Genomic DNA, 26,456 nt, shown 5'->3' on the forward strand with positions numbered 1-26,456 from the left:
GACGGACTCAAACAAGCCGCGATGCCCAATGTTCCCGCAAATTTAAAACTTTCTAATATTCTTGGTTCGAAAGAATTTTTCGAAGCTTTTCAACGGAATGCGGCCATGTCCACCGATCCATGACAGCCTGCCGGGGCGTGAATGTTTCAAGCCGCTCAAGCATTGCCGATAGCCCCTCATGAAAGACATCGGCACGGGCCGTGAGCCCGGTCTGCGGCGTGATATATTGCAGGCCGCAGCTGAGTTCGGCATTGGCAAGAACGGGCAGCCCTGCCAGCATGTATTCCGTCAAAATGGCTGGCGCACCGTCATCGACACCGCAGACAACGCCTATTTTTGCCAGATTCATCAGGCGGTTGACTTCGGGAAAATCGACACCGGGCGGACCGATGAAATCCACGTCGATTGTCAGTTCCCGCGCGCGGCTGCGCAACTCCTCACTCAATTCTCCATAGCCGAAGACGCACAAGGCGCGGATTGAACGCGGCAGTCTCGCCATCGCATCGAACAAAATGTCATGTCTCTTGTAGGCCTGGGCGGCTGCGACATAGATGATGTCATAGGGTTTTGGCCCGCCCATGGGTCGGAACATGGTGTCGGAGGCAAATTCCGGCCCGATCGGTAATATGGCGGTCTTCATGCCCGGATGCCGGTCATTGACCACGTCGGATTGCCATTGCGCGCCGGTCAGAACGAGATCGAAATGCTGGCTGACGTCGGAGGGTATTCGCAAGGCGGGGGCGTCGATGGAATTATATATTTTATAGCTCTGCGAGCAAGCTTCCAGAATGTCCCGCGAGACGCCGAGGCCCCAGACGCAGAGAATATCCGGTGCGCCATATGTACGTATGTGGGCCAGCATGTCATTGGAGCTGAAGGGGGCTTCGGGACCATTCATCTGAAAGGAACGGCGGATGACGAGCGGCGCCTCCGCCAGATTGGCAGGCGGCACATCTTCACTGCGCCAATGACTCCAGATTTCCACTGCATCGACCAGACCTGCCTTGACGCAGGCCAGTGGCAGGCGCTCCAGATAGCCGCCTTCTACGTCGAAATCCGGCCGGGTGGGGCTTGCGGCGGGGGGAGCGCTACGCTCTCCGTTTTGCCATTGTCGCTCGAACTCTTCAACGGACGGGACATGCCCGGGAAAGTGACTTCCGCCTTGAAAATCACTGATGACGACGATGCGTCGGAGGTTGGATTGACCTGATGCTGACACGCTGTGCGCCACCCTGTGAACGTTAAAAAAAGGGCGCGTCAACCAATGACGCGCCCTTGCCGAAAGGTATCAGGACTTGGCGGGCGGAGATGCCTTTCCAAGCTTCACCGAGGGTTCGCGTCCCCAGACGCGCAGGTCGCCAAGCTTCGACACGAAGTCTTTGGTGTCTGCCTTCTTCGCCAGCGCAACGACGCCTTCGTCCATCGCACCGGCGATGCCTGCCTTTTCAAGCAGGGGCATCGCCGAATCGACGTAGCCGATGAACTTGCAGTGCTGGAAGGCATCGGCCACGAAATCCCGTGCCGTTGCTTCGTCCACGAGGTCTTCGACCCCTTCGGAAGATGTCAGCAGGGCCACCGCATCGAACAGGACAGACGGGCCGCCATCCACCATGTGATGGGCCTTGATCATCGTCCCGTCGGATGCCTTCACACCGCCGACCTTCGGAGCGATCAGCTCGACCACCGCCTTCTCTGCGGTGACGGCATCGATCAGCGCCTTGAGGGTGCCGACATCGACGCCATCGGTCACGAGAATGCCGAGTTTGCGACCTTCGAAACGCTTGGGACCGTTTTCCACGATGCTGAGTGCCGGGGAAGGGGCAAGATCCTGGCGCGTGGGCATGGCAGCATCTGCGGCTTCCGGCATGGATTGGAAGCCGAGCTTCTGCGCAACCGTATTGGCCAGCGTTTCGTCAATGTTGAGAAGATGGGAGACCATGCGTTCGCGGATCGCTGGTATCTCAACCTTGCTGAGTTCGAAAGTTAGAGCAGAGGCGATGTGACGCTGCTCTGCGCCCGTCTGGCTGATATAGAATTGCCGTGCCTGGCTGTAGTGGTCGGCAAAGCTTTCCGGACGCAGACGTGCCTTCTGGCCGCTTTCTTCTGCAGGGAAGTGACGATAGCCGCGCGACTGCGACTCTCTTGGTCCCTCACCATGGGAGTTCGGCTGGTAATTGGTGCGTCCAACAGGGTTGCGCATCGCCATGTGGCCATCCTGCTGGAAATGGGCGAAAGGACACTTCGGCGCATTGATGGGAAGGTGGGTAAAGTTGGGACCGCCCAGACGCTTCAACTGCGTATCCAGATAGGAGAAATTACGCCCCTGAAGCAGCGGATCGTTGCTGAAATCGATGCCCGGCGGGACGTTCTGCGTCATGAACGCGACCTGCTCGGTTTCGGCAAAGAAGTTGTCGGGCATCCGGTCCAGCACCATGCGGCCAATGGCTTTGGGTGGCAGGATTTCTTCGGGGATGATCTTGGTCGGATCCAGCACGTCGAAATCGAAGCTGTCGGCAAATTCCTGATCGAACAGCTGAACCTGCAGTTCCCATTCCGGGAAGTTGCCCGCCTGTATGGAGTTCCAGAGATCGCGGCGGTGGAAATCGGGATCAGCGCCGTTGATCTTCACGGCCTCGTTCCAGGCCACGGACTGCAGACCGAGCTTCGGCTTCCAGTGAAACTTCACGAAGGTGGACTTTTCGTCGGCATTGACGAAACGGAAGGTATGAACGCCGAAGCCTTCCATAAAGCGGAGCGAGCGGGGGATTGTCCGGTCCGACATGATCCACATGACCATGTTCATGCTCTCAGGCGTCAGGCTGATAAAGTCCCAGAAATTGTCGTGGGCTGTCTGTGCCTGCGGGAATGCACGGTCCGGTTCCTGCTTTGCAGCATGGATGAGGTCCGGGAATTTGATGGCGTCCTGAATGAAGAATACAGGGATGTTATTGCCGACGAGATCCCAGTTGCCTTCCTGCGTATAGAGCTTCACGGCAAAGCCGCGAACGTCTCGTGCCAGGTCAGCGGATCCCTTGTTGCCGGCCACAGTGGAGAAGCGCACGAAGACAGGGGTTTTTTCGCCCTTGCGCTGAAACAGGTCTGCCTTGGTGTATTGCGAAAGGGACTCGTAGGTTTCGAAATATCCATGAACGCCGTAGCCTCTGGCGTGAACAACGCGTTCGGGAATGCGCTCATGGTCGAAGTGGAACATTTTTTCGCGGAAATGGAAGTCGTCCATGACAAGAGGACCGCGTGCGCCAATCCGCAGCGAGTTCTGGTCATCAAGAACGGGGCCTCCCTGCGCGGTCGTCATGACGGGAGCGTCGTCTTCTGCGATCTGGTGAAGCTCTCCACCTTGTCCACGGTGCATTTTCTGGTCGTGTATCGTCACGACATCCATTTCAGGCATCGATGCGGGAGTAGCCGGTTTTTTGGCCATGGTGCGTTCCTCGTAGTGGCGGCTGAACGTCGTCAGCCTGAGCCGGATGTAGAAAAGCCGCCCTTTCGGGCGGCCCTAGATATGGTCACGACAGATCACGTTGTGCCTCTGACAGCGTCCATTGATGCGACCAATGGAGTTTGTTGCTTTGCCACTGCGATTGTCCTGACTTTGCTACAGACGATCGCGCCTTACAGGCCCGGACGGTTGTAGCGGGTGCGTTCTTTTTCGATCTGCTCGGCATTGTACGGATCTAGCGTATCGTCGAATTTTTCCCAGCCCTGCTCGTTGTAGGCGGTGCGGCGTGCAGCCGGATCAACCCAGTTCGAACGCTGCAGAATGGCTTCGGCTTCGGCAATCATGCCGTCATCGACCTTGGCGGTCACAATAGTGCCGCCACGACGTACGCCTTCGGCATAAACATGCGCATCTTCTTCAGACACGCCGGAGTCGGTCAGTGCACCAACGATGCCGCCGGCAGCGCCACCGGCAACTGCGCCAGCAACCGCACCTGCAGCTGTTGCCGCAAGCCATCCGGCTGCGACAACCGGGCCAACGCCTGGGATCGCCATAAGGCCAAGACCGGTCAGCAATCCGCCAGCGCCACCGACGACTGCGCCGATGCCAGCACCGGTGCCGGCGCCTTCAGCAGCCTTGGAGTCGTCATCATGATCGTGATGGTTATGGGCATTGTTGGAAACAATGCTGATATCCTTGGAGGGAATACCGGCAGATTCCAGGGCCGTTACAGCCGAGCGCGCATCTGCATGATCGTCGAATAGTCCAGTAATTGTTTTCATCATGTGTTCCTTAAAAATGGGGACATTTCCGGGCAGTTGCCCGAGGTCAGCGGTCGGCCATTATTTGGCGACGACGTTGCCCTGGTAGTCCATGGAGATCATGACGGACTTGCCGTCCTTCATTCCAGCTGCCATCCAGATACCCTTGTCGTCCTTCTTGAGGTCCTTGACATCGGTATAGCCAGCTTCCTGAATACGGGTCTTGGCCTGGTCTTCCGTAAAGCTGTTTGCGCCTTCGACCGGTGCTGTTGGATTTGTCGTCTCAGGCGATGCGACAGCGGGCGTGTTGCCATCGGTGCTCGTAGCAGGAGCAGATGTGCTCGGCGTTGTCGTTGCAGGGGCTGAGGTCTGGGCAGCAGCGGACAGTGCGGTTGCGCTAAGCAGCGCTGCCGCAAGAATAAACTTCTTCATGGTGATTTCCTCTCATGCGGACCGTTCTTCACAGCTCCGTGTGTAGCTAACCGTCATTGAGGTCATTCGTTCCATATTAGTTAAATTAAATGGATGCAGCCTGTTCCAGTCTCCTTTCGTCTGGAAAAGACGGCAGGTACGAAAAGGCGCGGCAATTACGCCGCGCCTTTTTCATCAATCGTGGGAGTTCGTTCAGGCGGTCGGCTCGTGCATGGGGCAGCGGTTGAAGGCCGCGCGAAATTGAGAAGAGTGCTCGTAAGTGTCCTTGCGCGCGCGGTTGATGTTGCCGAGCGGGCGGTGCGCGGCGAGCCCCGTCCAGACGCTGAATCGCATTTCCTCGTCCACCTTTTGCACGTTAGCGTCCGACCAGCTGTCCTGCGGCCCCGCCTTGATGCGGGCGACCGTAGTAAAGGGCGCTTCGTCTTCCTTCCATTCCACGGTCGGGTCTTCGATCGGCTGTTTTTCCAGGTCGCGACAGAGCTGGACCTGCAGCAACCATTCGCCTGCCGTGTCGCGCATTTCCGCCTGGACGGTTTCGCGAATGGCATCGTCGCTGACGCTGGTATCGATTTCGCGTCCCGTCAGTTCCACCAGCCCTTGAGACACGGGTTTCAAGCGGAACTTTGCGACGTAGTCTCCGTAAAGGAAAGGCGTGACGCTGAAATAGGTCTCGCCTAGCGGATCTGAGTTGGGTGCGCCGCCCAAGGACTGGACTTTGGAACTTTCGATGCCGACGGCCTCCAGAGCGGTGTTCACAGTCTGCAGAACGCTGGAGACGACTTTCTTGGTGCCTTCCATGCGATCCGTCGTCTTGGCCAGCATCTTGAGATTGCCGTGAAACTTCTTGGCATCTGGCGTCTGGAACACGGGGCCGTTGACCATGACGAAATCCTGCGTCGATCCTTCCGCACCCTCGATGCGAGGACCTTCAACGCCTACCACCTTCATGGCAAGGCCGCGCGGCAGGGATATCGCATCTGGCAGGATATCACCCGCATTGGTGGATAGACGCATGTAGATCTTGTAGCTTGCGGGTGTCGCGAAAAGGCCCTGTTGAAGCTCGGAAGGCAGATCGTTTTCAACCTCCAGCGTTCCTTCCAGAATGCCATGGGATTTTGCGTGGACGGAACGGACGGCGTGTCCGTAATCCTCGGCGGTTCTGTTGAGGATGGTGTCGAAAGTATCGTTGAGGTCGGCAATAACCTCCTGTTCGTCTGGTTTGATTTCCTCAAGGTCTGCGGAATAGCGGACGGGCTGTGGCAGCGTCATGAAACAGGTCTCCGTGTGGATGGAAGGTCGAGCAGTGACGTGTTCCAGCAAGCCAGATCGTCGCCTGTGTAACAGCGACATCTCGGGAATGGTTCCGCAGCCATGATGTGCGCCGGAAACGCTGTAACTACGCGGAAGTGAAGTTTTTGGCCGCAGCGGCAACGATGTCGCGGTTAGACCGTTTCATGCCTGATCCATCAACGCGGGAGCCTGCATCATGCCACGTCACGTTTTCTGGAAAGGGCATTTGCGCCTTTCACTTGTCACGGCAGCTGTATCTCTGACGCCTGCGACGACAGAAAGCGGGAAGGTCCGGTTTCATATCCTCAACCGTAACACCGGCAACCGGGTGGAAAGCATTTACGCCGACAGCACGACGCACCGGAAGGTGGCTGACAAGAATCAGGTCAAGGGCTTCGCCAAGGAAGACGGCAGCTATGTCCTGCTTGAAGATGACGAGATTGATGCAGTTGGCCTTGAGAGCACGCGCACCATCGACATCCAGACATTCGTTCCGGCAGGATCGATTGACTGGATCTGGTATGACCGGCCGCATTTCCTGAAGCCTGAGGACAAGATCGGTGCAGAAGCCTTTGGCGTCATCCGCGATTCCATGAAGGCGAACAATGTCGCAGGGATCGCGCGCCTTGTCATTTACCGGCGCGAACACGCGGTTCTGCTGGAACCAGCCGGGAAGGGGATCATCTTGTGGACCCTTCGCTATTCCGATGAGGTCCGAGAGAGCATCGATACGCTTGAGCCGAAAAAGAAGATGGACGCTGAGCTTATGTCTCTGATGCAAAAGCGGATCGAAAAGAACACAACCGAATGGAAGCCTTCGGTGGCGCAGGATACGGTCCAGAAGAAGATAAAATCCCTGCTCAAATCCAAGGAAAAGGGAAAGACAAAAGCTGCCAAGGGTAAAGAACCCGCTGCGCGCAAGAGCGGTGGCAATGTCATCAACATCATGGACGCGCTCAAGAAAAGCCTCGCTTCGGAAAAGCGGGGCTGACATTACGCCGCGGCTATTTCGGCAGAGGTTTTGCCGAGGAGAAGAAGCCGTCCCAGGGGTCGCGTTTCATGGCAGAGAGCCGCGGGCCAATCGTGTCGACCGTGAAATAGTCAGGGCCAATTTCATCGGTAAGCTCGGACCACTCTAACGGCATGGAAATGGCTGCGCCCGGACGGGCGCGGGTGGAGTACGGGGCAACCGCCGTGTTGCCTCGGCCATTGCGAAGATAATCGATGAAGATGCGGCCCTTGCGCTTGGCTTTCGTGGACACCGCCAGATATTTGTCCGGCTCTGCCTTGCCCATATCAACCGCCATGCGTTTTGCGAAAGCCTTGACCGCCGTCCATCCCGCCTGCGGCTTGAGAGGGCTGACGACGTGAAGGCCCTTTCCGCCCGACGTCTTGAGGAACGCGGACAGACCGACGTCTTCGAAGCGGCGTTTCAGCTCCAGCGCCGCCTCCATGACCTCGCCCCATTCCACATCTTCGCCGGGGTCGATATCCATGACGATCATGTCAGGCTTTTCCCAGCTGCGCGTGGTTGCGCCCCATGGGTGAATTTCAAGCGCTGCCGATTGTACCAGCGCCATAAGTCCATCGAAATCCGTGATGCGGATCAGAGGTTCGCCCTTCTTGTCTTTCGGGTCTGCAATCTGGCCGATAGCCTTGTTCGTTCCGCGCCATGGGTGCTTTTGAAAGAAATGCGGCCCGTCTATCCCGTCCGGGCAGCGAACCAGCGCTAGCGGACGGTCTACGATATAGGGCGCCATGAGGTGCCACACCTGCGCGTAATAGTCGGCAAGGCCTTCCTTCGTTACGCCATCCTTGGGCCAGTACAGCCGTTCGGGGTGGGTGAACTTTATTGTGGTCTTCGGCACGGCCTGATCCGACTTTTTCGTATCCTCGCGTGTGATTTCGCTGGCGCTCTTGTCTTCCCTCATTCCGCGAAAAGAGGCGTGGCGCAGATTGCCATCCGCCGACCAGGTGCGAAACTCCACCTCAGCGACGGTTTCCGGCTTGACGAAGACGAGATCTTTTTTCGCCAGAGCCGTGAGCTTGTCGGCAAAGGGACTGTCCTTCTGCGCTAGTGGCTTCAAGGTCTTGAACAGATTTTCGGCGACGGCTGCGGTAAATCCGGTTCCGACCCGCCCAACGTGGCGCAGCCCCTCCTTGTCGTGCACGCCAAGTGCAAGCGACCCGATTGCCTGATCCGATGTCGAAGACAGGGTATAGCCGCCGATAACGAATTCCTGCCGGCTGGAGCATTTGGATTTCACCCACTGGCCCTTTCGACCAGAGGCATATTTGCTGTTTTTCTGCTTGGAAATGACGCCTTCGAGACTAAGGCGGCAGGCGTGATCCAGGATCATGCTGCCGCTTTCCTCGAAATGCTCACTGTAACGCAGCACAGGGTCGTTGGAGGGCAGCAGCTTTTCGAGAAGCGCCTTCCGGTCAATCAACTCTGCCGCTTGCAGGCTGTGGCCATCAAGGTGAAGCATATCGAAGGCATAGAAACGGAAACGGTCAGTCCTGCCGTCGCTGAGATCCTGCTGGAGGGCGGAGAAGTCAGAGGCGCCGTTGTCGCGCTCCACGACGATCTCGCCGTCAAGGACGGCGTTCTCGACCGGCAACTTGGCAAAGGCACTGGCGACCTCCTTGCCGAATTTCTCGGTCCAGTCCAGCCCGCTTCGGGTAAACAGCGTGACCTTGCCCTTGTCAATATGGACCTGGATTCGATAGCCATCGAACTTGATCTCGTGCAGCCAACGGTCTCCTGCAGGAGGCTTAGGCTTCAACGTGGCGAGGGCTGGCGGCACGAATGCCGGAACACCTGCCTTTCGAGCCCCCTTTGGAAAATCATGCGCCTGCTTTTGCGGTGAGGCCGTCTTGGCCTTCTTGCTGACCGGTTTCGAGTTCCAGGTATCGTCAGGGTCTGCCGCGACATCCTTGACGCTGCGTCCGGTTTTGACGGAATCCGGCTTTTCAACAAGGATATCCGTGCCCTTTCCGGTGCGCGCTTCCTCATCCTCGACCTTCATCAAAAGCCAGTTCTCGCGCTTTTCTTCCGGCTTTCCATGCATCTTGACCAGATGCCAGCGCCCCCTCAGTTTTTCGCCCTCGAGCTCGAATTCGAGATGACCTTTCTTGTAGCCTTTTCTCGCATCTCCCACGGGGTGCCATGTGCCACGGTCCCACAGAATGACAGTGCCGCCGCCATACTGGCCCTTCGGTATAACGCCTTCGAACTCACCGTAACTGAGCGGGTGGTCTTCGACATGCACGGCAAGCCGCTTGTCATCCGGGTTGAGGCTGGGGCCACGGGTCACAGCCCAGCTTTTGTAGACACCGTCGAGTTCCAGCCGCAGGTCATAGTGCAGACGCCGTGCGTCATGCTTCTGTATGACAAAGGACGAGCCCTCGGTCTCGGCCTTGGTGCCTTCCGGTTCGGGTGTCTGGTCAAAGCGGCGCTTGGAATTATAGGTTTGTAGACCCATTTTCAGCTCGCCTTCTTCGTTGCCGTCTTGGCGGCTGGCTTCTTGCGGGTGGATTTGCCCGCAGCCTTTTCATCCTCGGCGCTGCGCCGCAGGGCTTCTTTGAGATCGACCACATTGTCGCGCTTTTCTTCGACGTGTTTCTTGATCGCGCGACCTTCGATCTTGGCCTGCACCAGTTCCGCCAGGGCGTCATTATATCTGTCAGGATAGGCGGAAGGATCGAAGGTGCCAGCGCGCTTCTTGATGATGTGCCCCGCCAGTTCCAGCATCTCGTCATCAAATTCCTGCTCGGGGATCGACTTGAAGGTGGTTGCCTGCGAGCGGACCTCATAATCGAAATTGAGTGTCGTCGCGATCAGTGATTTTTTGTGCGGTCTGATGATGAGGATGCGGTTCCGGCGGAACAGAACCGCTTCGGCAATAGCGGCGACGCCCTGCTTTTCCATCGCCTGTGCGAGCAGGCTCAGGGCGTCTTCTCCGTCGCCATCGGTCGCCGCCAGGAAATAAGGCCGGTCGAAATAGAGCTTGTCGATCTCGTCGCAGGCTATGAAACTGTCGATGCGGATGACCTTGTCGCTCTCCGGCATGAGTTTGGCGATTTCATCGCCTTCGACGACGACATAGTCGCCGTTATCGAGCTGAAAACCCCTGACCTGATCATCCTTCTCCACCTGATCGCCCGTGTCGCTATCGACATATTGGCGTTCGACCCGGTGCCCGGTTTTTCGATTGACGATGTTGAAGGAAATTTTCTCCGAGGAGGTGAGGGCAGAATAAAGACCGACCTCGCAGGTGAGATCGCCGAATTTAACGTGGCCTTTCCAGCTTGCCCGCCGCGTCATGAGTGCGCGCCTTTCTGCCCGGGTTCAGGTCTCATATGTTCGAGCGTACTCTCCACCATCTTCATATCTTCAGCGGTGATGACCGGTATGGGGTCTGATGCCATTGCTTCGAGAACCTCGGAAGACAAGCCACCATTGCGCAGCACCCATTCCATCGCCTCGCGTGTTTCCCGCTCGGCGCGCAGCTGTGCGTAAAGTGCAAGGATCAGCCGATCCCTAACGTCGTAGGCCTGATGGGCGGATTTTTTCAATGTACGAGACATGCGAGGTCCTTCCATTCCTTCCGCCAAGTCCGCCTAAGGCAAAATCATGCCTTTGTGAGGCTGGCGAGGTGCTGGCGATATTTGTGTCCTAACGCGTGCTTTGCCACGTCGTTCCACACGGCACTCGAAGGATGTTTGAGGATAGCGGCAAATGTAATCGGCAAGGGTTTTTGCCATTCGTCGCGGGGCGATGGGATGATCGCAGTTTATGGGATGTGTCCGCGTGTATCTGCAACTATAGTGCGTGGAATGGTCGCAATATTATTGTAAACAAACATTTGCTTTCACACGATATTCTTGCTGCATCGCCGTTGCTGGTGAAATCCTGCGATTTTTCATGGAACCAATTGCCTTTCTGGGCATTGGGGCGTGAGGGCGAGAAGAGACGGGGCAAGTTTTGAATTTTATCGGCGGCGGCGAATGCGGGGATTTGTTCCGGGGTTTTGCTTGGGATCAATGCCCGATTGGCACGCCTGATCGCTGGCCCGTCGAACTCCAAACGCTCGTCAATGTCATGCTCGGTTCACTGCAGCCAATGCTGATCGTCTGGGGCCCTCAACAGATCACCCTTTATAATGACGGATATTCCGCCATGTGCGGCAATCGGCATCCCCAGGGCTTCGGGCATCCGTTTAGAGATCTCTGGTACGATATCTGGGATGATGTGGAGCCGATTATCTCTGCCGCCTATGCCGGGCAGGGTACATCCATGGACGATATCGAATTCGTGATGCACCGGAAAGGCTACCCCGAGGAAGCGCACTTTGCCTTTTCCTACACGCCGGTTCGCGATGCTGACGGTACCGTTCTGGGAATGTTTTGCGCTTGTTCTGAAATCACCAGCGAAATCATGATGCGCCGGGAGCAGAAGAGCCAGCAGGAAAAGCTTCTGCAGATTTTCGAAATGTCACCCTCCGGCATTGCCACGTTGAGCGGCCCGAACCACATCTTCGAATTCGCCAATGAGGAATATTACTCGATGATCGGCCTTGGACGCGAGATCATCGGAAAGTCCGTTGCAGAGGCCGTTTCCGAAGTTGTCGGGCAGGGCTTCATCGACCTTCTCGACGGCGTTTACCGCACCGGGCAGACGTTTTCTTCCCGGGCTGTACCTGTTGACCTCAACCGCGGCCCCGATGGTGAACGCCAGCGGCGCATGATCGATCTGGTCTACCAGGCTCTGCGCGGGCATGACGGCGAGATAACCGGAATTCTGGTGCAGGCGCAGGACGTAACGGAACGCCTGGCTGAACAGAAGCACCGGGAGCTTATTTCTCACGAACTCGGCCATCGCCTGAAGAACCAGTTGGCCATGGTTCAGGCTATTGCTTCCCAGACGCTTCGTTCAGCGGAAGATGTTTTGTCCGCTAGAAAAACACTGGCTGCCCGCATCGGCGTTCTCAGCGCCGCACACGATACGGTCATACAGGGCGGTCTGGGTACATCCCAGGTACACAAGCTCGTTAATCAGATGCTTGAAATTCACGATGACCCGACAGCGACACGCTTTTCGGTTGCCGGTCCAAATCTGCGCGTCGGTTCACGCCCGTCGCTGTCGCTTTCTCTCATCCTCCATGAACTGGCCACGAATGCGGTCAAGTACGGGGCGCTTTCCACGCCAGATGGCAGGGTGGATATCGTCTGGCGTGTCACGGGCGAAGCAAAGGACAGGTTTGAGCTTGTCTGGAGCGAAAGCAACGGGCCCGCCGTTATCTCACCAGAGCGGGTGGGCTCAGGCTCGCGGCTGATCAAGGCCGGACTTGCGGGTGCCGCCGACAGCAAAGTCGATCTTCTCTACGAACAGGGCGGTGTGCGATGCATCATCGCTGCCGACCTCTCAAGCTTCCAGCAGGAGCACTAATTTCATGCAGCAAATGCCACGATTATTGATTGTCGAGGATGATGGGCTGATCAGGCTCGATCTCGTCGACATGGTCTCCGATTTCGGTTTTTGTGCAGAGGAAGCCTCTACGGCTGACATGGCCGTGAAAATGTTGGAGGCGGATAGTGATTTCGAGGCCATACTGACCGATATCGACATGCCGGGTTCGATCAACGGTCTGGGACTCGCCAATGTGGCTTACCGCCGCTGGCCGAACATACGGATCGTGGTGATATCTGGAAGGTACAATCCAGCCGATGGTGTGCTGCCACCCGGTGCCACTTTCCTGACCAAGCCGATCTGCGCCAATCACATCGAAGCTGCACTTTGCGGCCGCGATCTTGCTGTTGCGTAACCCGCGCATTCAACAAGACTTTAAACGCGAAAATGCCCGCACATGGCGGGCATTTTGCTGTTTGGGCGATTACCAGGTTTGGCGGTCGTACCAGGTATCTACATCCTTGCGGACATGGTCCTTCTCGACGCCGTAGCGCTCCTGGATCTTGCCCTCAAGCTGATCTCGCTTGCCGGCGATCTGGTCTAGATCATCATCCGTGAGTTTGCCCCACTGTTCCTTGATCTTGCCTTTGACCTGCTTCCAGTTGCCTTCTACGCGATTCCAATCCATGGGATTTCTCCTTGTTGTGACAAAGAAGTAACGGTCGGGCGCGGCCTGCGGTTCCCAAGAAAATAATCATTGAAAATTCGTTAAGATCAGATTCGACATCTGATTCGTTCCGGTGTAGAAATTAATTGTTCATGAAAATGAGTGTCGATATTTGGCAGTCTTGGGAGGATTAGCCTTGTCGTATGCGGCTTTTCAAAGAGTGGGTGCGCAGTTGTCGCCCCAGCAGGTCACAGACCTTCAGACGATATTCGATGGCGTATGTTTCGAGTGCCTTGAGGACCGTAGCAGTCCGGTTGCGAACGAATGCGCAGCCGTGCTGATCAGAAGTGCCCAGCGTGGCATTCTCGATCACGATATGCTGCGGGATATTGGCAAGGCCGTGTTACGGCGCCACTGATCGTCTTGACTTTCGAACGGTAAAAAGCGCCCGGTCTCCCGGGCGCTTTGTTGTGTCAGGCTTTTTCCTGAACATGTGCTTCGAGGAACCACAGTGCCTTGTCGAGATCGCGTGAGGCAGCTGTGAAAATGTCGGCTGTGTTTGCGTCACCGGCATCATCCGCTTCTTCAATAGACTTGCGCACGAGATTGGCGACGTCACCATACCGCTCGATGAGCTCAGCCAGATGATCCTGGATCTTGTAGATGTCGGTCGGATATGCCTTCAGCTTTGAGGTGGAAGACACCGTCTGGGTGGTTCCCAGTGCCGTCCCGCCGAGTTGTACGGCTCTCTCGGCAATCGTATCGCTGTGATTGTCCAGCTGCGTGCGAAACTTGTCGAGCAGTTCGTGGATGGCGATGAATTGCGGTCCCTTGAGGTTCCAGTGCGATTGCTTGGTGACCAGCGAAAGATCGATTACGGATGCGAGTGCTTCGTTAAGCAGGCCGATAACCGTGGCCTTCGCGTTGGATGGTAAATCGTTTCTTGTCTTATGTGTTCTCATTTTTCTCTCCAGAAACATCGATCAAAGTTTCGTTTTGAAACAAGTGGGAAAGCAACGAGTTGGGTGGCCAGTCGTTCCATCTCGCGACGGTTGAACGACGATTTGCCGAAACTTAGTTATCCGGCGGCACATCGCTCATGATGACGCGGTTGAGCAGAGTGAGAGATCGGTCCGGCTCTATGCGATAGGTCTCATAGGCGCGTCTGCCATCCGTCATCATGAAATCATGGTGGAGGATGCTGCCGACGGGAGATTTCTCCAGTTTCGTTCGCGGTTGACCACCATAGGTGATGCTACCGGGTATCGGATCGACAGCTGCCCCTCCCGTGGTGCAGGATGTGAGGGCGAGAACGAAAAGCAGGGGTGTCAGACGCATGGTACTATCCCAATATTGGCTCGTTGCCTGTTCTTAACGGGCTCTCGCCCTTTCCGTTCCGGCCATAAAGAAACCCCGCATCCTTTCGAATGCGGGGCTTTTTCATTTCTGATCGTTGAACAGACGGAGACGGGGTCAGTCTTCGTTTGCAGCAAGCTGGGCCAGAACCTGGCCGCGACCACGAATGCGCATGATCAGCGGGATGAGGAAGGCGGCAGCCGCGACGATGAAGAGACCCACCGCAATCGGCGATGTGAACAGCACCGATGGGTCGCCCTGGCCGATGGCGAGCGCACGGCGCAGCTGCTGCTCTGCCAGAGGTCCGAGGATGAGGCCAACGACGGCAGGCGCAATCGGATATCCGAAAATGCGCATGACGTAGCCGAGAATACCGAAGGCGAGCAGCATTCCGAGTTCGAACACGGAAGGGTTGGCGCCAATCGTGCCGAGCGTTGCGAACAAAAGAATGCCAGCATAAAGCCAAGGCTTCGGAATGGTCAGCAGCTTTACCCACAGGCCGATCAGCGGCAGGTTGAGGACCAGCAGCATGACGTTGGCGATAAAGAGGCTGGCAATAAGGCCCCAGACGAGCTGAGGGTTGGTTGCAAACAGAAGCGGTCCGGGCTGAAGGCCGAATTGCTGGAAGCCGGCCAGCATGATGGCAGCCGTCGCCGTCGTCGGCAGGCCAAGTGTCAGCAGCGGCACGAGCGTACCAGCCGCAGAAGCATTGTTGGCCGCTTCAGGACCGGCAACGCCCTCGATGGCGCCATGGCCGAACTCTTCCGGGTGTTTGGAAAGCTTCTTTTCCGTGGCGTAGGACAGGAACGTTCCGATTTCGGCGCCACCGGCGGGCATCGCACCAATCGGGAAGCCAATCAGCGTACCGCGCAGCCATGCCTTCCAGGAGCGCGCCCAGTCCTGGGCGGTCATCCAGACGGAGCCCTTGACGGCTTCGACCTTGTCCGGTCCGCCCTGGCCCTGCGCCACGATGAACAGCGTTTCACCGATGGCGAACATGGCAACGGCCAGCGTGGTCACTTCGATACCGTCGAGCAGGTCGGGGACGCCAAAGCTCATGCGGGTCTGGCCGGTGAGCTGGTCGATGCCGACAATGGCCAGCGTGAAGCCGATGAACAGTGATGTCAGACCGCGCAATGCGGAATCGCCGAATGCCGAGGATACCGTAACGAAGGCAAGCACCATCAGGGCAAAATATTCGCGGGGACCAAAGACCAGCGCCAGCTTGACGATGTAAGGCGCAACGAAGGCCAGCGCGATCGTGGCAATGAGGCCAGCTACGAAGGAGCCGATGGCAGCCGTTGCAAGCGCCGGACCTCCACGCCCTGCACGGGCCATCTTGTTGCCTTCAAGAGCGGTAACGATGGATGCGCTCTCACCGGGGGTATTCAGAAGGATGGAGGTTGTCGAGCCGCCATACATGCCGCCGTAATAGATGCCGGCGAACATGATGAGCGATCCGGCGGGATCGAGGCGATAGGTGACGGGCAGAAGAAGCGCAACGGTCAAGGCCGGTCCGATGCCGGGCAGAACGCCAACAGCCGTGCCGAGCGTAACGCCGATCAGCGCATAAAGGAGGTTCATCGGTTGCGCGGCAATCAGAATGCCTTGCAGCAGAAATTCAAAAGTGCTCATGGACAGTCGTCCCCCTGTCGGGCGAGACCCTCGCGGCGCGCAAAACGCCATCGCGAAGTCTCAGGTCTTGTTGTTTATCGAATGGATCGGCCGTTAGAATAACAGCCGTTCCAGAGGTCCGGCAGGCAACGAAAGTTGCAGAAGCTGCGAGAAGATGACCCAGATGACGAAACTGAATGCAATACCGATTGGAATGGAATACCAGAGCTTGCGTTTGCCGAAGGCGCGGGCCGTGAAGGCAAAGAGCAATCCGGTTGCAATGGAAAATCCGGCAATTTTCAGCAGAAGCATCTGTGCCGCCAGACCCGCGACAACCCAGAAGACAGGTCCCAATTCCTGTCTGTCACGGCTCGGAAACTCGTTGCGCCAGGCCTCGATGGCGGTCCAGATTGCCAGGCCGATAAGACAGATGGCAATGGCGTAGGGAACCGTTGCCGGGCCGACCGGAGAATAACCGGTGACGCTGGCAAGCCGCGCAGAATCCCAGAAGATGACGAGCGCGATGGCCACGAGAAAAACGGCGATCGCGAACGCCGCCCAATCAGGGCGGCGCTTTGTCGGTTGGGAAGGGGATGAACCCTGACTCATTTTACCAGTCCGATGTCTTTGAGGATCGTTTCGGTCGAAGCAGTGTCCTTCTCAAGCTGTGCCTTGAAGGCGTCGCCGGCGAGATAGGTGTCCATCCAGCCCTTGGTCTTGAGTGTTTCCTGCCACTTGGCCGACTTGGCCAGCTTTTCGATGTCGGCGCTGACAGCCTTTTCCTGCTCAGGCGTCAGGCCTGGAGGTGCTGCAACCATGCGCCAGTTCTGGATGACGACGTCGAGGCCGCTTTCCTTCAGCGTTGGTGCTTCGATGCCTGGGATCTTCGCTTCGCTGGAAATGGCGAGAAGACGAACGGTACCGGCCTTTACCTGGCTTTCGAATTCGCCATAGCTGGAAATGCCTGCGGTTACCTGTGCGCCGAGGATGGAGGCCAGAGCCTCACCGCCGCCGGAATAGGCGATGTAGTTGATCTTGGTCGGATCGACGCCCGCAGCCTTGGCAATCAGGCCGGCTGTGATGTGGTCCGTGCCGCCAGCCGAGCCGCCGCCCCAGGAGACGCTGCCTGGCTCTTTCTTGAGCTTCTCAATCAACTGGCCGATGTTCTGGATGTCGGACGATGCAGGAACCACGATGACTTCATATTCGCCGGTCAGACGCGCGATCGGCGTGACTTCCTTCAGCGTAACGGGTGCCTTGTTGGTCAGGATCGCGCCGACCATGACGTAGCCGCCGACGATCAGGGCGTTGGGATTGCCCTTCTGCTGGCTTGCAAACTGTGCAAGGCCGATCGTGCCGCCTGCGCCTGGAACGTTCTGAACCTGAACGCTCTTGGAAATGCCTTCTTCCTGCAGCACGCTCTGCAGCGAACGGGCCGTCTGGTCCCAGCCGCCGCCGGGGTTTGCAGGAGCAATGATGGTGTAGTCAGCGGCGGCTGCCGGAAGTGCGATAGCGCCAGCGAGAAAAGAAGCGATGAGGAAATGCTTCAAAGTGAACCCTCCTTGATGTGCCGTTTCGGCCTGTTGTTGTCATCGCGGAAGGGCGGCACATGGACGGCAGCAAGGTCAAGCATGAACAACTTGCAACGAACGGTCCGATGAGACTTCCTCCCGCTTCTTCAGTCCGCCTCCACGGATGAACGAAGACCTGCACAGCACCATAGAAAGCTGTCATCTAACTGACGCTCTGCGCCGGGCAAGCGTATTTACTGTCTATTAATTTTCGATTTTCGTCTACTGGGCTCGTAAAGCCTCGTTCCAGCGTTCAATAATGCGGGCGCGCTTGACCTGGTCGAGATAGACCATCAATCCGGGGCTGACGGGAACCGGCCGCAGCTGCGCGCCATGGATGGCCTGCATCATGTTGGCGGTATTTTCACCGGCAACATCCGGGCTGACCGCCGGGATCTGCAACTGCCGCGCCATGATGGTCTGTCCCTCCTTGGACATGAAGAACTCCAGATATCGACGGCCCAGCTGCGCATTGCGTGCGGCTTGTGGCACAAGGCCGATGCGCGACATGACGACGGTATAATCCTTGGGCAGGACGATGCCGACATCGGGGTGGCGCGACGCCCAGTCTGCGGCATAGGACCCAAGAATATTGTAGCCAAGCAGAAAACGTCCGTCGGAAATGCGCTCCAGAATGGCGGAGCTGGTGGAATAGACCTTCACGCCTGCCGTTCCCATGCTTTTGATGACGTTCCAGATATCGCCGAACTGCTCCTGGTCTCGCGACATGAACAGAAAGCCGACGCCTGAGCGTTCGATGTCGTAGGTCGCGATCCGACCGTGGACCTCCTTTGCGTGGCGCTGCAGATAGTCGACGAATTCGGCGCGGCTGGCTGGCGGCTGCTCCGTCATGAAACTCGGTTTGTGGTAAACGAAGACCGCGGGCTCGAATGTCAGCGCATAGGCTGTGTTGCGCCAGTTGGCCCATGCGGGCCAGCGATCGCTCATCGGCAGATCGGATCGCTGCGCATAGCCGTCATTGCTGAGCTTTACCTGAAGATCCATGGCGGAGGAAAAAGCAAAGTCAGCCGTCTTCTGGCCGGCGTCCGTCTCGCGCACGATCCGGTCATAGATTTCGCCTGTCAGCATGTCTTCGTAGGAGACAGCCACATCCGGGTTGGCCTTCTGGAAGCCCTCGATCATCGGTGTGGCAAGAGGCTCGTCCAGCGATGAATAGACCATCAGTGTTTGTGCGTCCGCCTTGCCTGAAAGAGCGGGAAATATCATGGGCTGCGCGCCAGACGACGTCGCGGCGGCGAAAAACAGACAGAGTGACACAAGAATACGCATGGAAAAGATCATGCCGCAGCCCCTTGCCATTCACAAGACGGAAAGGCTTCGATAAATTTGCGCCGAATGGAGGGCGACAGCGTGCGGATTCTTCTGGTCGAGGACAACCAGATCTTGTCGGAAGGGCTTTCGGCGCTCTTGCGCGGGAGCGGCTATGCTGTGGATGTGGTGTCCGATGGGGCATCAGCCTATGCGGCCATCGCTGCGGAAAATTTCGATCTCGTCATTCTCGATCTCAACCTGCCCGAAATGGATGGCATTGACGTGCTGCGCTCCATGCGCGCGCGCCAGGATAAGGCCGCCGTGTTGATCCTGACGGCGCGCGGATCACCCGAAGAACGGGTCAAGGGGCTGGATCTGGGCGCAGACGATTACATGATCAAGCCCTTCGACATCAACGAGTTCGAGGCGCGGGTGCGGGTGCTTCTGCGCCGCAATGCCGGATTGCGATCATCGCTGGTCAGTTTCGGTAAGGTGTCGTTCGACCTGACATCGCGAACATTTTCAGCCGATGGTCATCCGCTCGACATTCCGGCAAGGGAAGTTGCGCTTCTGGAGGTGCTGTTCATGCGTGCCGGTAAGGTGGTGGCCAAGGAGGCCATCGTCCAGTCGCTCACGGGCTTTGACGATGAGCTTTCGGGCAACGCCATCGAGCAATATGTCAGCCGCCTGCGCAAGCGGCTGGGGCCGCATGGGCTGACGGTCAAGACCGCACGCGGGATCGGCTATTATCTGGAAAAGCTGCCGGAGATGGCTGAATGAGGCAGGCCGCCTATTCGCTGAGGCGGCGTCTGCTCGGCTGGCTTCTCATTTCCACCGCGATCATCGGCTGCATCGCCCTGGCAGATACCTATCGCGAGGCAACCAATACCGCCAATATCGTATCGGACCGCGTGCTCTCAGGGTCCGCGCTTGCCATTGCGGAGCGTGTCGTCGTATCCGAAGACGGCTCGCTGGAGGTCGATATTCCCTATGTGGCGCTGGAGATGCTGACATCGGCGGCGCAGGACAGGGTCTTCTACCGTGTCGACGGCCCCAACGGCCAGTTTCTGACGGGCTATCAAAATTTGCCTTCGGTGGAAAAGGCGCGCAGCGATGCGCCGACTTTCATGGATGCAGAATTTCGGGGTGAGCCGATCCGGGTTGCCGCAATTGCGCGGTTTGCCTCCACGGGCGTCAATTCGGTGCCATTTTCCGTCACCGTAGCCGAGACCACGATTGCGCGCAGCCGCCTTGCGCAAGCCATCATCATTCGCTCTGCGCTACGCCTGCTCTTCATGATTGTCGGCGCTGCCATCATCGTGTGGATTGCGGTGACCATTTCCCTCCGGCCGCTTTACCGCCTGAGCGAGGCCATCGGCGAGCGTAGCCCGAATGATCTGCATCCCATTCGCCAGTCCGTGCCTGTCGAGGTGGAGAATCTGGTTGAAACGGTCAATTCCTTCATGGTGCGGCTGCAATCGGCGCTCGATGCATTGCGGCATTTTACCGGCAATGCCAGCCACCAGTTGCGAACGCCGCTTGCCATCATCCGCACGCAGCTTGCCCTCTCGGCAAGAGCCTCCACTCTGGAAGAGGCGCAGGCGGCGGCGAAGAAGGGCGATGCCTCGGTTGCTCATGCCGAACACATACTGGCCCAGCTTCTGCGCATGGCCAATATCGATGCCGCAGGCTCTGGCGAAAAGCAAAGCCTTGTGGATGTCGATCTTGCATCTCTCGCCCAATCGGTCACAGCCGAATATGTGCCAGTCGCGGCAGATGCGGGGATCGATCTTGGTTTTGAGCAGATGGAGGCCGTCAGCATTGGTGCCGAGCCGCTTTTGTTGGGCGAACTGCTCGGCAATCTCATCAGCAACGCCATTGCCTATGCCGGGCGCGGTGCGGAGGTAACAGTCCGCGTCGGTCGCGAGAATGGGGTAGCGTTTCTTCTGGTGGAAGACAATGGCCCGGGGATTCCAGAGGAAAAGAGGAACGTGGTGCGGCAACGCTTTGCCCGGGGGGATGGCAACACGGCACCCGGCGCGGGGCTAGGCCTTGCCATCGTGGAAGAGATTGCCACCCTGTTTAACGGACGGCTGGCGCTGGAAGAGGGCGCTTCCGGCAGGGGCCTGAAGGCCATCGTGCGCTTCACCTGAAGCGCCGCCGCGGGCGACGCTTCAGGCAGTTTTGACGCATATTACTCGTTAATCTTGTCGATCAACTGCATCATGATGTCGGCGCAAGCCTTCATTGGCTCGTCGTCTGCACATTTGATCTCGATCTTTCTCTCACCGTCTTCAAGGCGGAAGTGAGCGCCCTTCGATGGAGGCGGCGGCGGTGGCGGAGGAGGCATCATCATGCGATCGCGTGGGCCGCCATCGCCGGGGCCTGCATCTCGCATTCCGTGTCCCGGCGGGGGTGGCGGAGGCGGCGGCGCGTCAGTGCGAGGGCCAGCGCCTGGCGGCGGAGGGGGCGGTGGTGGCGCATCGGCCTGTTGACCAGCCTCGCCCGGGGCGGGGGCTGGTGGCGGTAGTGGTTGCTGGGCAAATGTCGATCCAGCCGCGAGGAAAAGCGCGGCGCTGGCAATGATTATCTTTTTCATGAGGAAAGCCTCTGATGTTTAACAACACCAGAGAAACGGGCACGAAAGCTACTCGGTTGCTGCGCGCTGGAAATAAAGTTCGACAATCCTGCCCAGCAGAGAGTGGGGTTTAGCCCATTCGCTCCGATGCGTAGGAGCCGGGGCTGGGTGGAAAGACCACGGTGCGGTTGCCGTTGATGAAGGTCCGGTGGTGGATATGCGCGTGAATTGCGCGCGCCAGCACCTGACTTTCCACATCGCGGCCCAGCGAAACATAGTCCTCGGGAGACTGGGCATGGGTCACGCGCACGGTGTCCTGTTCGATAATCGGGCCTTCGTCGAGGTCGGCGGTGACATAATGGGCGGTCGCACCAATCAGCTTCACGCCGCGCTCATAGGCCTGCTTGTAAGGGTTGGCACCCTTGAAGCTTGGCAGGAAGGAGTGGTGGATATTGATGATGCGCCCGGACATCCTGCGGCACATTTCATCCGACAGCACCTGCATGTAGCGGGCAAGCACAACGAGTTCCGTGCCGCTGCTGTCTATCAGGTCCAGAAGCTGCGCTTCCGCCTTCGGCTTGTTGTCCTTCGTCACCTTGATGTGGTGGAAGGGAATGTCGTGATTGACGACGACCTTCTGGTAGTCGAAATGGTTTGAAACCACGCCGACGATATCGATCGGCAGCGCGCCGATCTTCCAGCGATAGAGCAGGTCGTTGAGGCAATGCCCGAAGCGGGACACCATGAGCAGGGTCTTGGTCCGTTCGCCATCGCTGTAGATATTGGCCGCCATGCCGAATTCGGCAGCAATGGGTGCAAAGCCCGCTTCGATGTCGGCCATTTCCTTGCCCTCCTCGGAAATGAAGGAGACGCGCATGAAGAACTTGCCGGTTTCGAGATCATCGAACTGGGAGCTGTCGACGATGTTGCAACCCTTGCCCGCCAGATAGCCCGATATGGCTGCGACAATGCCGCGTTTGGATTTGCAGGCTACGGTCAATACATAGGTCGTCATGGGTGTCCTCATCATGTCTCGCCAAGCCTATAGCGCAGGCGAAGCAAAGCGCAAAGTCTCTTGCCCGCCAATTCACATCCGGTTCCAATGCCTTGAATTCATAGGGCATGGCCAGACTGCCGGGACATGCCGGAAGCGACATCGGCTGTTCAAAGCAGGAGCGATCGGTAGGGAGAGAAACGCCGCCGACGGGTTCGCGGCGGCGTTGAGGCACTCAGTTGACGAAGCGGTTGCGCAAGGTCTCGAATTTCACGACCTGATCGGCCAGCAATTCCTTGTTTTCGTCACGGCGAACGAAAATCTTGAACATGGCGCTGCCGCCTGCATTCATGAACCAGACGGAAAGCGACCGCCGTCCATGAAAGTCGCGATCGATGAAGGTGATCGAGGCGCAATTGTCTTTCTTGATATGCCCGCCAATGGGGCTATCGCCGTGAATGTTGAACCAGCCATGCCCTTCCGTGCCTTCCGGCAGGTGGCCGGGGACTTCAAAGACGATATCCGGCGTCTGAACGATCATCAGAACTTCGCCCCAGGACCTTAACTCGGTCCAGATATCGCTGAATGTGCCGGCGGGAGCCGAGACGGCTGCTCCCTGCGGCAGCAGTGCCAGAATTTCGGCTGGCGTCACCTCCGCCTTGGAGGCAATGGCTTCGACCACGCCATCGGGCTTTTCGGCAAGTGCAGCCTTGGCACGCTCTCGCCGCTCATCGGTTGTTTCCGCTATCGCGCCCATGGTCTGGCTCACGCCGCAACCGGACGATCCTGACCGTCCTTGTCTTCATGGATGATGACGTCGAAGCCTTCGAAATGCGGGCCGGAGAGATACTCGACCTTGCCCTTGTTGTTGCCCGCATTGGCGTGGGCAGCGCGGAACTGCTCGGACTTCGTCCACGCCGTGAAATCGTCCTTGGTCGCCCAGACGGTGTGCGAGGCATACAGCGTGTGATCTTCCGCCTTCGGACCCTTGAGCATGTGAAACTCGAGATAGCCGGGCATTTCTGCCAGATGCCGCTTGCGATCACGCCAGATGGTTTCGAATGCCTCTTCAAAGCCGGGCACAACGCGGAATCGGTTCATGGCAATAAACATGGATTGTCTCCCTTTCAGACTGGCAGCTCCAGAATGCCGGAATGCTACCCTTGGGAGCCGAGATATAAAAGATAACGAAAATAGTCAACTTATCGGATTGTGCTGTTTTTAAAGATGTGTAAATAACTCCACTTATATGGCGCACAGACCGTCGTGTGCCGCATTGTTCAGGATCACGTCATGTCGCTTTCACTTCGATCTTTCGCTTTCGCCGCCGTTGCCCTCCCACTCGCGCTGACGGCTGTGCCAAGCTTCTCTCAGGCGTCTGAAAAGGGTAATCCCGAAGCCAGCAGGATCGTGGCCATCGGCGGAACGGTGACTGAGGTTCTCTATGCGCTGGGTGCCGGAGACCGTGTCATCGCACGGGATTCCACCAGCAGCTATCCCGTCGAAGTGCTGGCAAAGCCTGATGTCGGCTACATGCGGGCCCTGTCGTCCGAGGGCATTCTCTCGCAAAAGCCAGACCTCATCCTTTCGGAAGACGGTGCAGGCCCGGCTGATGTGATCGGCATCTTCAAGGCCAGTGAGGTGCCGATGGTCATCATCGATACGCCGCCGCAGGCCGACGCGATTTCCCGCAAAATCGAGGATATTGGCGCAGCCGTTGGGCTTTCCGAAAAGGCCAAGGCACTTGCGGATGACGTCGAGGCGGGGCTTGCCGCATTGAAAAGCGACGTTGCCGCCGTCGGCACCAAGAAGCGTGTGCTTTTCGTTCTTTCAACGGCGGGCGGGCGCATCATGGCGGCTGGCAAGGATACCGAAGCCGGGGCCATCATTGAGCTTGCCGGTGGAGTAAACGCTGCCGCTGATGTGGCCGGTTACAAGCCACTCAGCGATGAAGCCGTCATCTCGGCGGCTCCCGATGTCGTGCTGACCATGCAGCGCGGCGACCATGCTGCGACGGCAGATGAGATATTTGCCCTTCCTGCATTCCAGTCTACCCCGGCTGCGGCATCGCGCGCGCTGATCAGCATGGATGGGCTTTATCTCATCGGCTTTGGCCCACGCACGCCCGCAGCGGGCCGGGAACTGGCGTCGCAACTCTACCCAGAGGTCGTCAAGCCGTGACAGTCGCAATGATGACAGAGGTCGCAGGTCCTGTACGCGGCGATCGTTCGCGCAGGGGCGTCATCACCATTGTCGCCCTTTGCATTTTCCTGCTCGTGTCCTGCGTCGTTTCTCTGGCGAGCGGTCCGACCGGCGTTGGCCTGTCGGAACTGTGGCTGTATTTCTCCGGCGGAGCACAGGCCGTGGAGGCGCGCGACCGGGTTATTCTTGAGGCAGTCCGCCTGCCGCGGACGGGCCTTGGCATCATGATCGGCGCCAGCCTCGCTGTCTCTGGCGCGATGATGCAGGGGCTATTTCGCAATCCGCTGGCTGATCCGGGTCTTGTCGGTGTGACATCCGGTGCGGCCCTGTTTGCCGTAGCCGCACTTGCGCTCGGCGGCAGCGTTCTCGCTCCGCTTTCGCTGTTTTTCGGAGTGCATTTCCTGCCGCTCATGGCGTTTCTCGGTGGTCTTGGCAACACGCTGCTGCTTTACGCGATCGCCACCCGCAACGGCACAACATCAACCGGACTTCTCATTCTCGCAGGCATTGCGGTGGCTGCGCTGAGCGCGGCCCTGATGGGGCTGATGATCTTCCTTGCCGATGACCGCGCCCTGCGCGACATCACCTTCTGGAGCCTTGGCTCGCTGGGTGGCGCAACGCCGATGAAGGTCTGGACGACGCTTCCCTTTTGCCTTGCCATTCTCGCCAGCATTCCCTTCGTATCGAAGGGTCTGGATGCCCTCATCCTTGGTGACGCTGCCGCGTTTCACATGGGCATCCCCGTTCAGAGGCTGAAGCGCATCGTCATTCTCGCCGTTGCTGCGGCCTGTGGAGCGAGTGTGGCTGCGGCGGGCTCCATCGGTTTCGTCGGCATTGTCGTGCCGCATCTTCTGCGGCTGGTCATCGGCTCGTCCCATCGCTTTCTGTTACCGGCATCGGCGATCGGCGGGGCAGGGTTGCTGTTGCTGGCAGACAGTTTTGCCCGCACCGTAGCCGCACCCGCCGAACTCCCGATAGGTGTCGTCACCGCTCTTATTGGTGCGCCGGTCTTTCTGTTTCTGCTGCTTGGCCGTGGCAATGGTCTTGGATTGAGGAACGCTGCATGATTACCACGCACGGTGTTACCGTCAGCCGCTCCGGCCGCAGATTGCTGGATGACGTGACAATCTCTCTTCAGCCCGGAAGCTTTACCGTCATCATCGGCCCAAATGGGGCTGGCAAATCAACGCTGATGAAGGTTCTGTCGGGAGAGATGCGAGCGGATGCGGGCAGCGTTGCCTATGGCAATATCGACGTTGGATTGTTCAGGCCTGCAGAGCTGGCGCGTGTTCGTGCCGTTTTGCCGCAAAGCACGGTGCTGTCGTTTCCGTTCACAGCGCTGGAAATCGTTCGCATGGGTGCAGTTGCGCAAGGCTCGACCCAGCCGGAAGTGCAGGCGCGTCAGGCTTTGGCAAAGGTCGGCCTTGCCGGATTTGAGGGGCGTTCCTACAACATGCTCTCCGGCGGGGAGCAACAGCGCGTGCAGTTCGCCCGCGCCCTTGCGCAGGTGCCGCAAGCCGTGGAGGATGGGCAGCCCCGCGCCCTTTTGCTCGACGAGCCGACCTCCAGCCTCGACCTTGGCCACCAGATCTCCGTTCTGGAAACGGCGCGCGATTTCGCCTTGAGCGGCGGCACCGTGCTGACCGTGCTGCATGATCTCAATCTTGCCGCTGAATTTGCCGATCAACTTATCGTCATGCATCGCGGGCGGGCCACCGCCTGTGGCCCCGCGCAGGAAACCATCAATGACGAGACGATTGCCCGGGTCTATGGCATTGGTGGAACGGTGGGCAGGCTACCTGCTGCCCATATTCCCTATATCCTGCCACAGTCACGCCACCGCTGACGGC

At 58.1% G+C, this 26,456-nt stretch carries 28 protein-coding genes; 9 read left to right on the plus strand and 19 right to left on the minus strand.

Going from position 1 to position 26,456, the window contains the following annotated elements; translation table 11 throughout:
* Positions 1–52 precede the first annotated feature (52 nt).
* The 5 genes from ASF69_RS01825 to ASF69_RS01850 form a co-directional block, all read right to left on the minus strand.
* Complete coding sequence (locus ASF69_RS01825) at positions 53–1,219, minus strand: glycosyltransferase (protein WP_156461961.1); 1,167 nt, start codon at positions 1,217–1,219, stop codon at positions 53–55.
* 69 nt (positions 1,220–1,288) lie between these two features.
* On the minus strand, positions 1,289–3,439 hold the full coding sequence (gene catE, locus ASF69_RS01835) for a catalase C (RefSeq protein WP_062584738.1): 2,151 nt from the start codon (positions 3,437–3,439) through the stop codon (positions 1,289–1,291).
* A gap of 191 nt (positions 3,440–3,630) precedes the next feature.
* A complete protein-coding gene (locus ASF69_RS01840) occupies positions 3,631–4,239 on the minus strand; it encodes a general stress protein (RefSeq protein WP_062584740.1) in 609 nt (202 codons plus the stop codon).
* Positions 4,240–4,299: 60 nt separating this feature from the next.
* Positions 4,300–4,650 (minus strand): PepSY domain-containing protein, encoded by a 351-nt coding sequence (locus ASF69_RS01845; protein WP_062584742.1) that lies wholly within the window; start codon positions 4,648–4,650, stop codon positions 4,300–4,302.
* 192 nt (positions 4,651–4,842) lie between these two features.
* Positions 4,843–5,919 carry a catalase family protein gene (locus ASF69_RS01850; RefSeq protein ID WP_062584745.1) on the minus strand — a complete coding sequence of 359 codons (1,077 nt, stop codon included), beginning with the start codon at positions 5,917–5,919 and terminating at the stop codon, positions 4,843–4,845.
* Positions 5,920–6,136: 217 nt separating this feature from the next.
* Here ASF69_RS01850 and ASF69_RS01855 point away from each other — a divergent pair, with 217 nt between their 5' ends.
* The gene (locus ASF69_RS01855) at positions 6,137–6,931 is read left to right on the plus strand and encodes a Ku protein (protein ID WP_062584747.1); all 795 of its coding nucleotides are present in this window, start codon (positions 6,137–6,139) and stop codon (positions 6,929–6,931) included.
* Positions 6,932–6,944: 13 nt separating this feature from the next.
* On the opposite strand, the gene ligD is transcribed toward ASF69_RS01855, so the two are convergent.
* Genes ligD through ASF69_RS01870 form a run of 3 tightly spaced genes read right to left on the minus strand, consistent with a single transcriptional unit; the run spans position 6,945 to position 10,530 of the window.
* Complete coding sequence (gene ligD, locus ASF69_RS01860; protein WP_062584749.1) at positions 6,945–9,425, minus strand: DNA ligase D; 2,481 nt, start codon at positions 9,423–9,425, stop codon at positions 6,945–6,947.
* Positions 9,426–9,427: 2 nt separating this feature from the next.
* A complete protein-coding gene (locus tag ASF69_RS01865; protein ID WP_062584751.1) occupies positions 9,428–10,267 on the minus strand; it encodes a Ku protein in 840 nt (279 codons plus the stop codon).
* Positions 10,264–10,530: a hypothetical protein gene (locus ASF69_RS01870; protein WP_244475362.1), complete on the minus strand. Its 267-nt coding sequence runs from the start codon at positions 10,528–10,530 to the stop codon at positions 10,264–10,266. The genes ASF69_RS01865 and ASF69_RS01870 overlap by 4 nt, the downstream gene beginning before the upstream one ends.
* A 397-nt stretch (positions 10,531–10,927) precedes the next feature.
* On the opposite strand from ASF69_RS01870, the gene ASF69_RS01875 reads away from it, so the two are divergent.
* The gene (locus ASF69_RS01875; protein ID WP_062584755.1) at positions 10,928–12,391 is read left to right on the plus strand and encodes an HWE histidine kinase domain-containing protein; all 1,464 of its coding nucleotides are present in this window, start codon (positions 10,928–10,930) and stop codon (positions 12,389–12,391) included.
* A 4-nt stretch (positions 12,392–12,395) separates the two neighbouring features.
* Positions 12,396–12,767 (plus strand): response regulator, encoded by a 372-nt coding sequence (locus ASF69_RS01880; RefSeq protein ID WP_244475363.1) that lies wholly within the window; start codon positions 12,396–12,398, stop codon positions 12,765–12,767.
* A gap of 69 nt (positions 12,768–12,836) precedes the next feature.
* Here ASF69_RS01880 and ASF69_RS01885 read toward each other — a convergent pair whose 3' ends face one another.
* Entirely contained in the window at positions 12,837–13,040 is a 204-nt protein-coding gene (locus tag ASF69_RS01885) for a CsbD family protein (RefSeq protein WP_062584757.1), read from the minus strand.
* Between the two features lie 175 nt (positions 13,041–13,215).
* Here ASF69_RS01885 and ASF69_RS01890 point away from each other — a divergent pair, with 175 nt between their 5' ends.
* Positions 13,216–13,437, plus strand: a complete 222-nt coding sequence (locus ASF69_RS01890; RefSeq protein WP_062585571.1) for a hypothetical protein — start codon at positions 13,216–13,218, stop codon at positions 13,435–13,437.
* 55 nt (positions 13,438–13,492) lie between these two features.
* Here ASF69_RS01890 and dps read toward each other — a convergent pair whose 3' ends face one another.
* From dps to ASF69_RS01920, 6 genes are all read right to left on the minus strand, one after another.
* Positions 13,493–13,993: a DNA starvation/stationary phase protection protein Dps gene (gene dps, locus ASF69_RS01895; protein WP_200939028.1), complete on the minus strand. Its 501-nt coding sequence runs from the start codon at positions 13,991–13,993 to the stop codon at positions 13,493–13,495.
* 100 nt (positions 13,994–14,093) lie between these two features.
* Positions 14,094–14,357: a hypothetical protein gene (locus ASF69_RS01900; RefSeq protein ID WP_062584760.1), complete on the minus strand. Its 264-nt coding sequence runs from the start codon at positions 14,355–14,357 to the stop codon at positions 14,094–14,096.
* A gap of 135 nt (positions 14,358–14,492) precedes the next feature.
* The gene (locus ASF69_RS01905) at positions 14,493–16,010 is read right to left on the minus strand and encodes a tripartite tricarboxylate transporter permease (RefSeq protein ID WP_062584762.1); all 1,518 of its coding nucleotides are present in this window, start codon (positions 16,008–16,010) and stop codon (positions 14,493–14,495) included.
* A gap of 93 nt (positions 16,011–16,103) precedes the next feature.
* Positions 16,104–16,598 carry a tripartite tricarboxylate transporter TctB family protein gene (locus tag ASF69_RS01910; protein WP_062584773.1) on the minus strand — a complete coding sequence of 165 codons (495 nt, stop codon included), beginning with the start codon at positions 16,596–16,598 and terminating at the stop codon, positions 16,104–16,106.
* Entirely contained in the window at positions 16,595–17,539 is a 945-nt protein-coding gene (locus ASF69_RS01915) for a tripartite tricarboxylate transporter substrate binding protein (protein ID WP_062584784.1), read from the minus strand. Before ASF69_RS01915 ends, ASF69_RS01910 begins: the two co-directional genes overlap by 4 nt.
* A gap of 243 nt (positions 17,540–17,782) precedes the next feature.
* Positions 17,783–18,850, minus strand: a complete 1,068-nt coding sequence (locus tag ASF69_RS01920; protein WP_062585577.1) for an ABC transporter substrate-binding protein — start codon at positions 18,848–18,850, stop codon at positions 17,783–17,785.
* Positions 18,851–18,931: 81 nt separating this feature from the next.
* Here ASF69_RS01920 and ASF69_RS01925 point away from each other — a divergent pair, with 81 nt between their 5' ends.
* Positions 18,932–19,612, plus strand: coding sequence for a response regulator transcription factor (locus ASF69_RS01925; RefSeq protein WP_062585575.1), 681 nt, complete (start codon positions 18,932–18,934; stop codon positions 19,610–19,612).
* Positions 19,609–20,985, plus strand: a complete 1,377-nt coding sequence (locus ASF69_RS01930) for a sensor histidine kinase (protein ID WP_062584794.1) — start codon at positions 19,609–19,611, stop codon at positions 20,983–20,985. The genes ASF69_RS01925 and ASF69_RS01930 overlap by 4 nt, the downstream gene beginning before the upstream one ends.
* Positions 20,986–21,026: 41 nt before the next feature.
* Here ASF69_RS01930 and ASF69_RS01935 read toward each other — a convergent pair whose 3' ends face one another.
* From ASF69_RS01935 to ASF69_RS01950, 4 genes are all read right to left on the minus strand, one after another.
* Positions 21,027–21,431 (minus strand): hypothetical protein, encoded by a 405-nt coding sequence (locus ASF69_RS01935; protein ID WP_062584797.1) that lies wholly within the window; start codon positions 21,429–21,431, stop codon positions 21,027–21,029.
* A 109-nt stretch (positions 21,432–21,540) separates the two neighbouring features.
* Positions 21,541–22,425, minus strand: coding sequence for a formyltetrahydrofolate deformylase (gene purU, locus ASF69_RS01940; RefSeq protein ID WP_062584799.1), 885 nt, complete (start codon positions 22,423–22,425; stop codon positions 21,541–21,543).
* 214 nt (positions 22,426–22,639) lie between these two features.
* Positions 22,640–23,161: a heme utilization cystosolic carrier protein HutX gene (hutX, locus tag ASF69_RS01945; RefSeq protein ID WP_062585579.1), complete on the minus strand. Its 522-nt coding sequence runs from the start codon at positions 23,159–23,161 to the stop codon at positions 22,640–22,642.
* Positions 23,162–23,169: 8 nt separating this feature from the next.
* Positions 23,170–23,517 carry an antibiotic biosynthesis monooxygenase gene (locus ASF69_RS01950; RefSeq protein ID WP_062584802.1) on the minus strand — a complete coding sequence of 116 codons (348 nt, stop codon included), beginning with the start codon at positions 23,515–23,517 and terminating at the stop codon, positions 23,170–23,172.
* A gap of 180 nt (positions 23,518–23,697) precedes the next feature.
* Here ASF69_RS01950 and ASF69_RS01955 point away from each other — a divergent pair, with 180 nt between their 5' ends.
* Genes ASF69_RS01955 through ASF69_RS01965 form a run of 3 tightly spaced genes read left to right on the plus strand, consistent with a single transcriptional unit; the run spans position 23,698 to position 26,452 of the window.
* Complete coding sequence (locus ASF69_RS01955; RefSeq protein ID WP_062584805.1) at positions 23,698–24,585, plus strand: ABC transporter substrate-binding protein; 888 nt, start codon at positions 23,698–23,700, stop codon at positions 24,583–24,585.
* On the plus strand, positions 24,582–25,673 hold the full coding sequence (locus tag ASF69_RS01960; RefSeq protein WP_062584807.1) for an iron ABC transporter permease: 1,092 nt from the start codon (positions 24,582–24,584) through the stop codon (positions 25,671–25,673). Before ASF69_RS01955 ends, ASF69_RS01960 begins: the two co-directional genes overlap by 4 nt.
* Positions 25,670–26,452, plus strand: a complete 783-nt coding sequence (locus ASF69_RS01965) for a heme ABC transporter ATP-binding protein (RefSeq protein WP_062584809.1) — start codon at positions 25,670–25,672, stop codon at positions 26,450–26,452. Before ASF69_RS01960 ends, ASF69_RS01965 begins: the two co-directional genes overlap by 4 nt.
* The last annotated feature ends 4 nt before the right edge of the window (positions 26,453–26,456 follow it).

The sequence above is a fragment of the Rhizobium sp. Leaf311 genome, assembly GCF_001423445.1.
In the GTDB taxonomy this organism is placed as follows: domain Bacteria; phylum Pseudomonadota; class Alphaproteobacteria; order Rhizobiales; family Rhizobiaceae; genus Agrobacterium.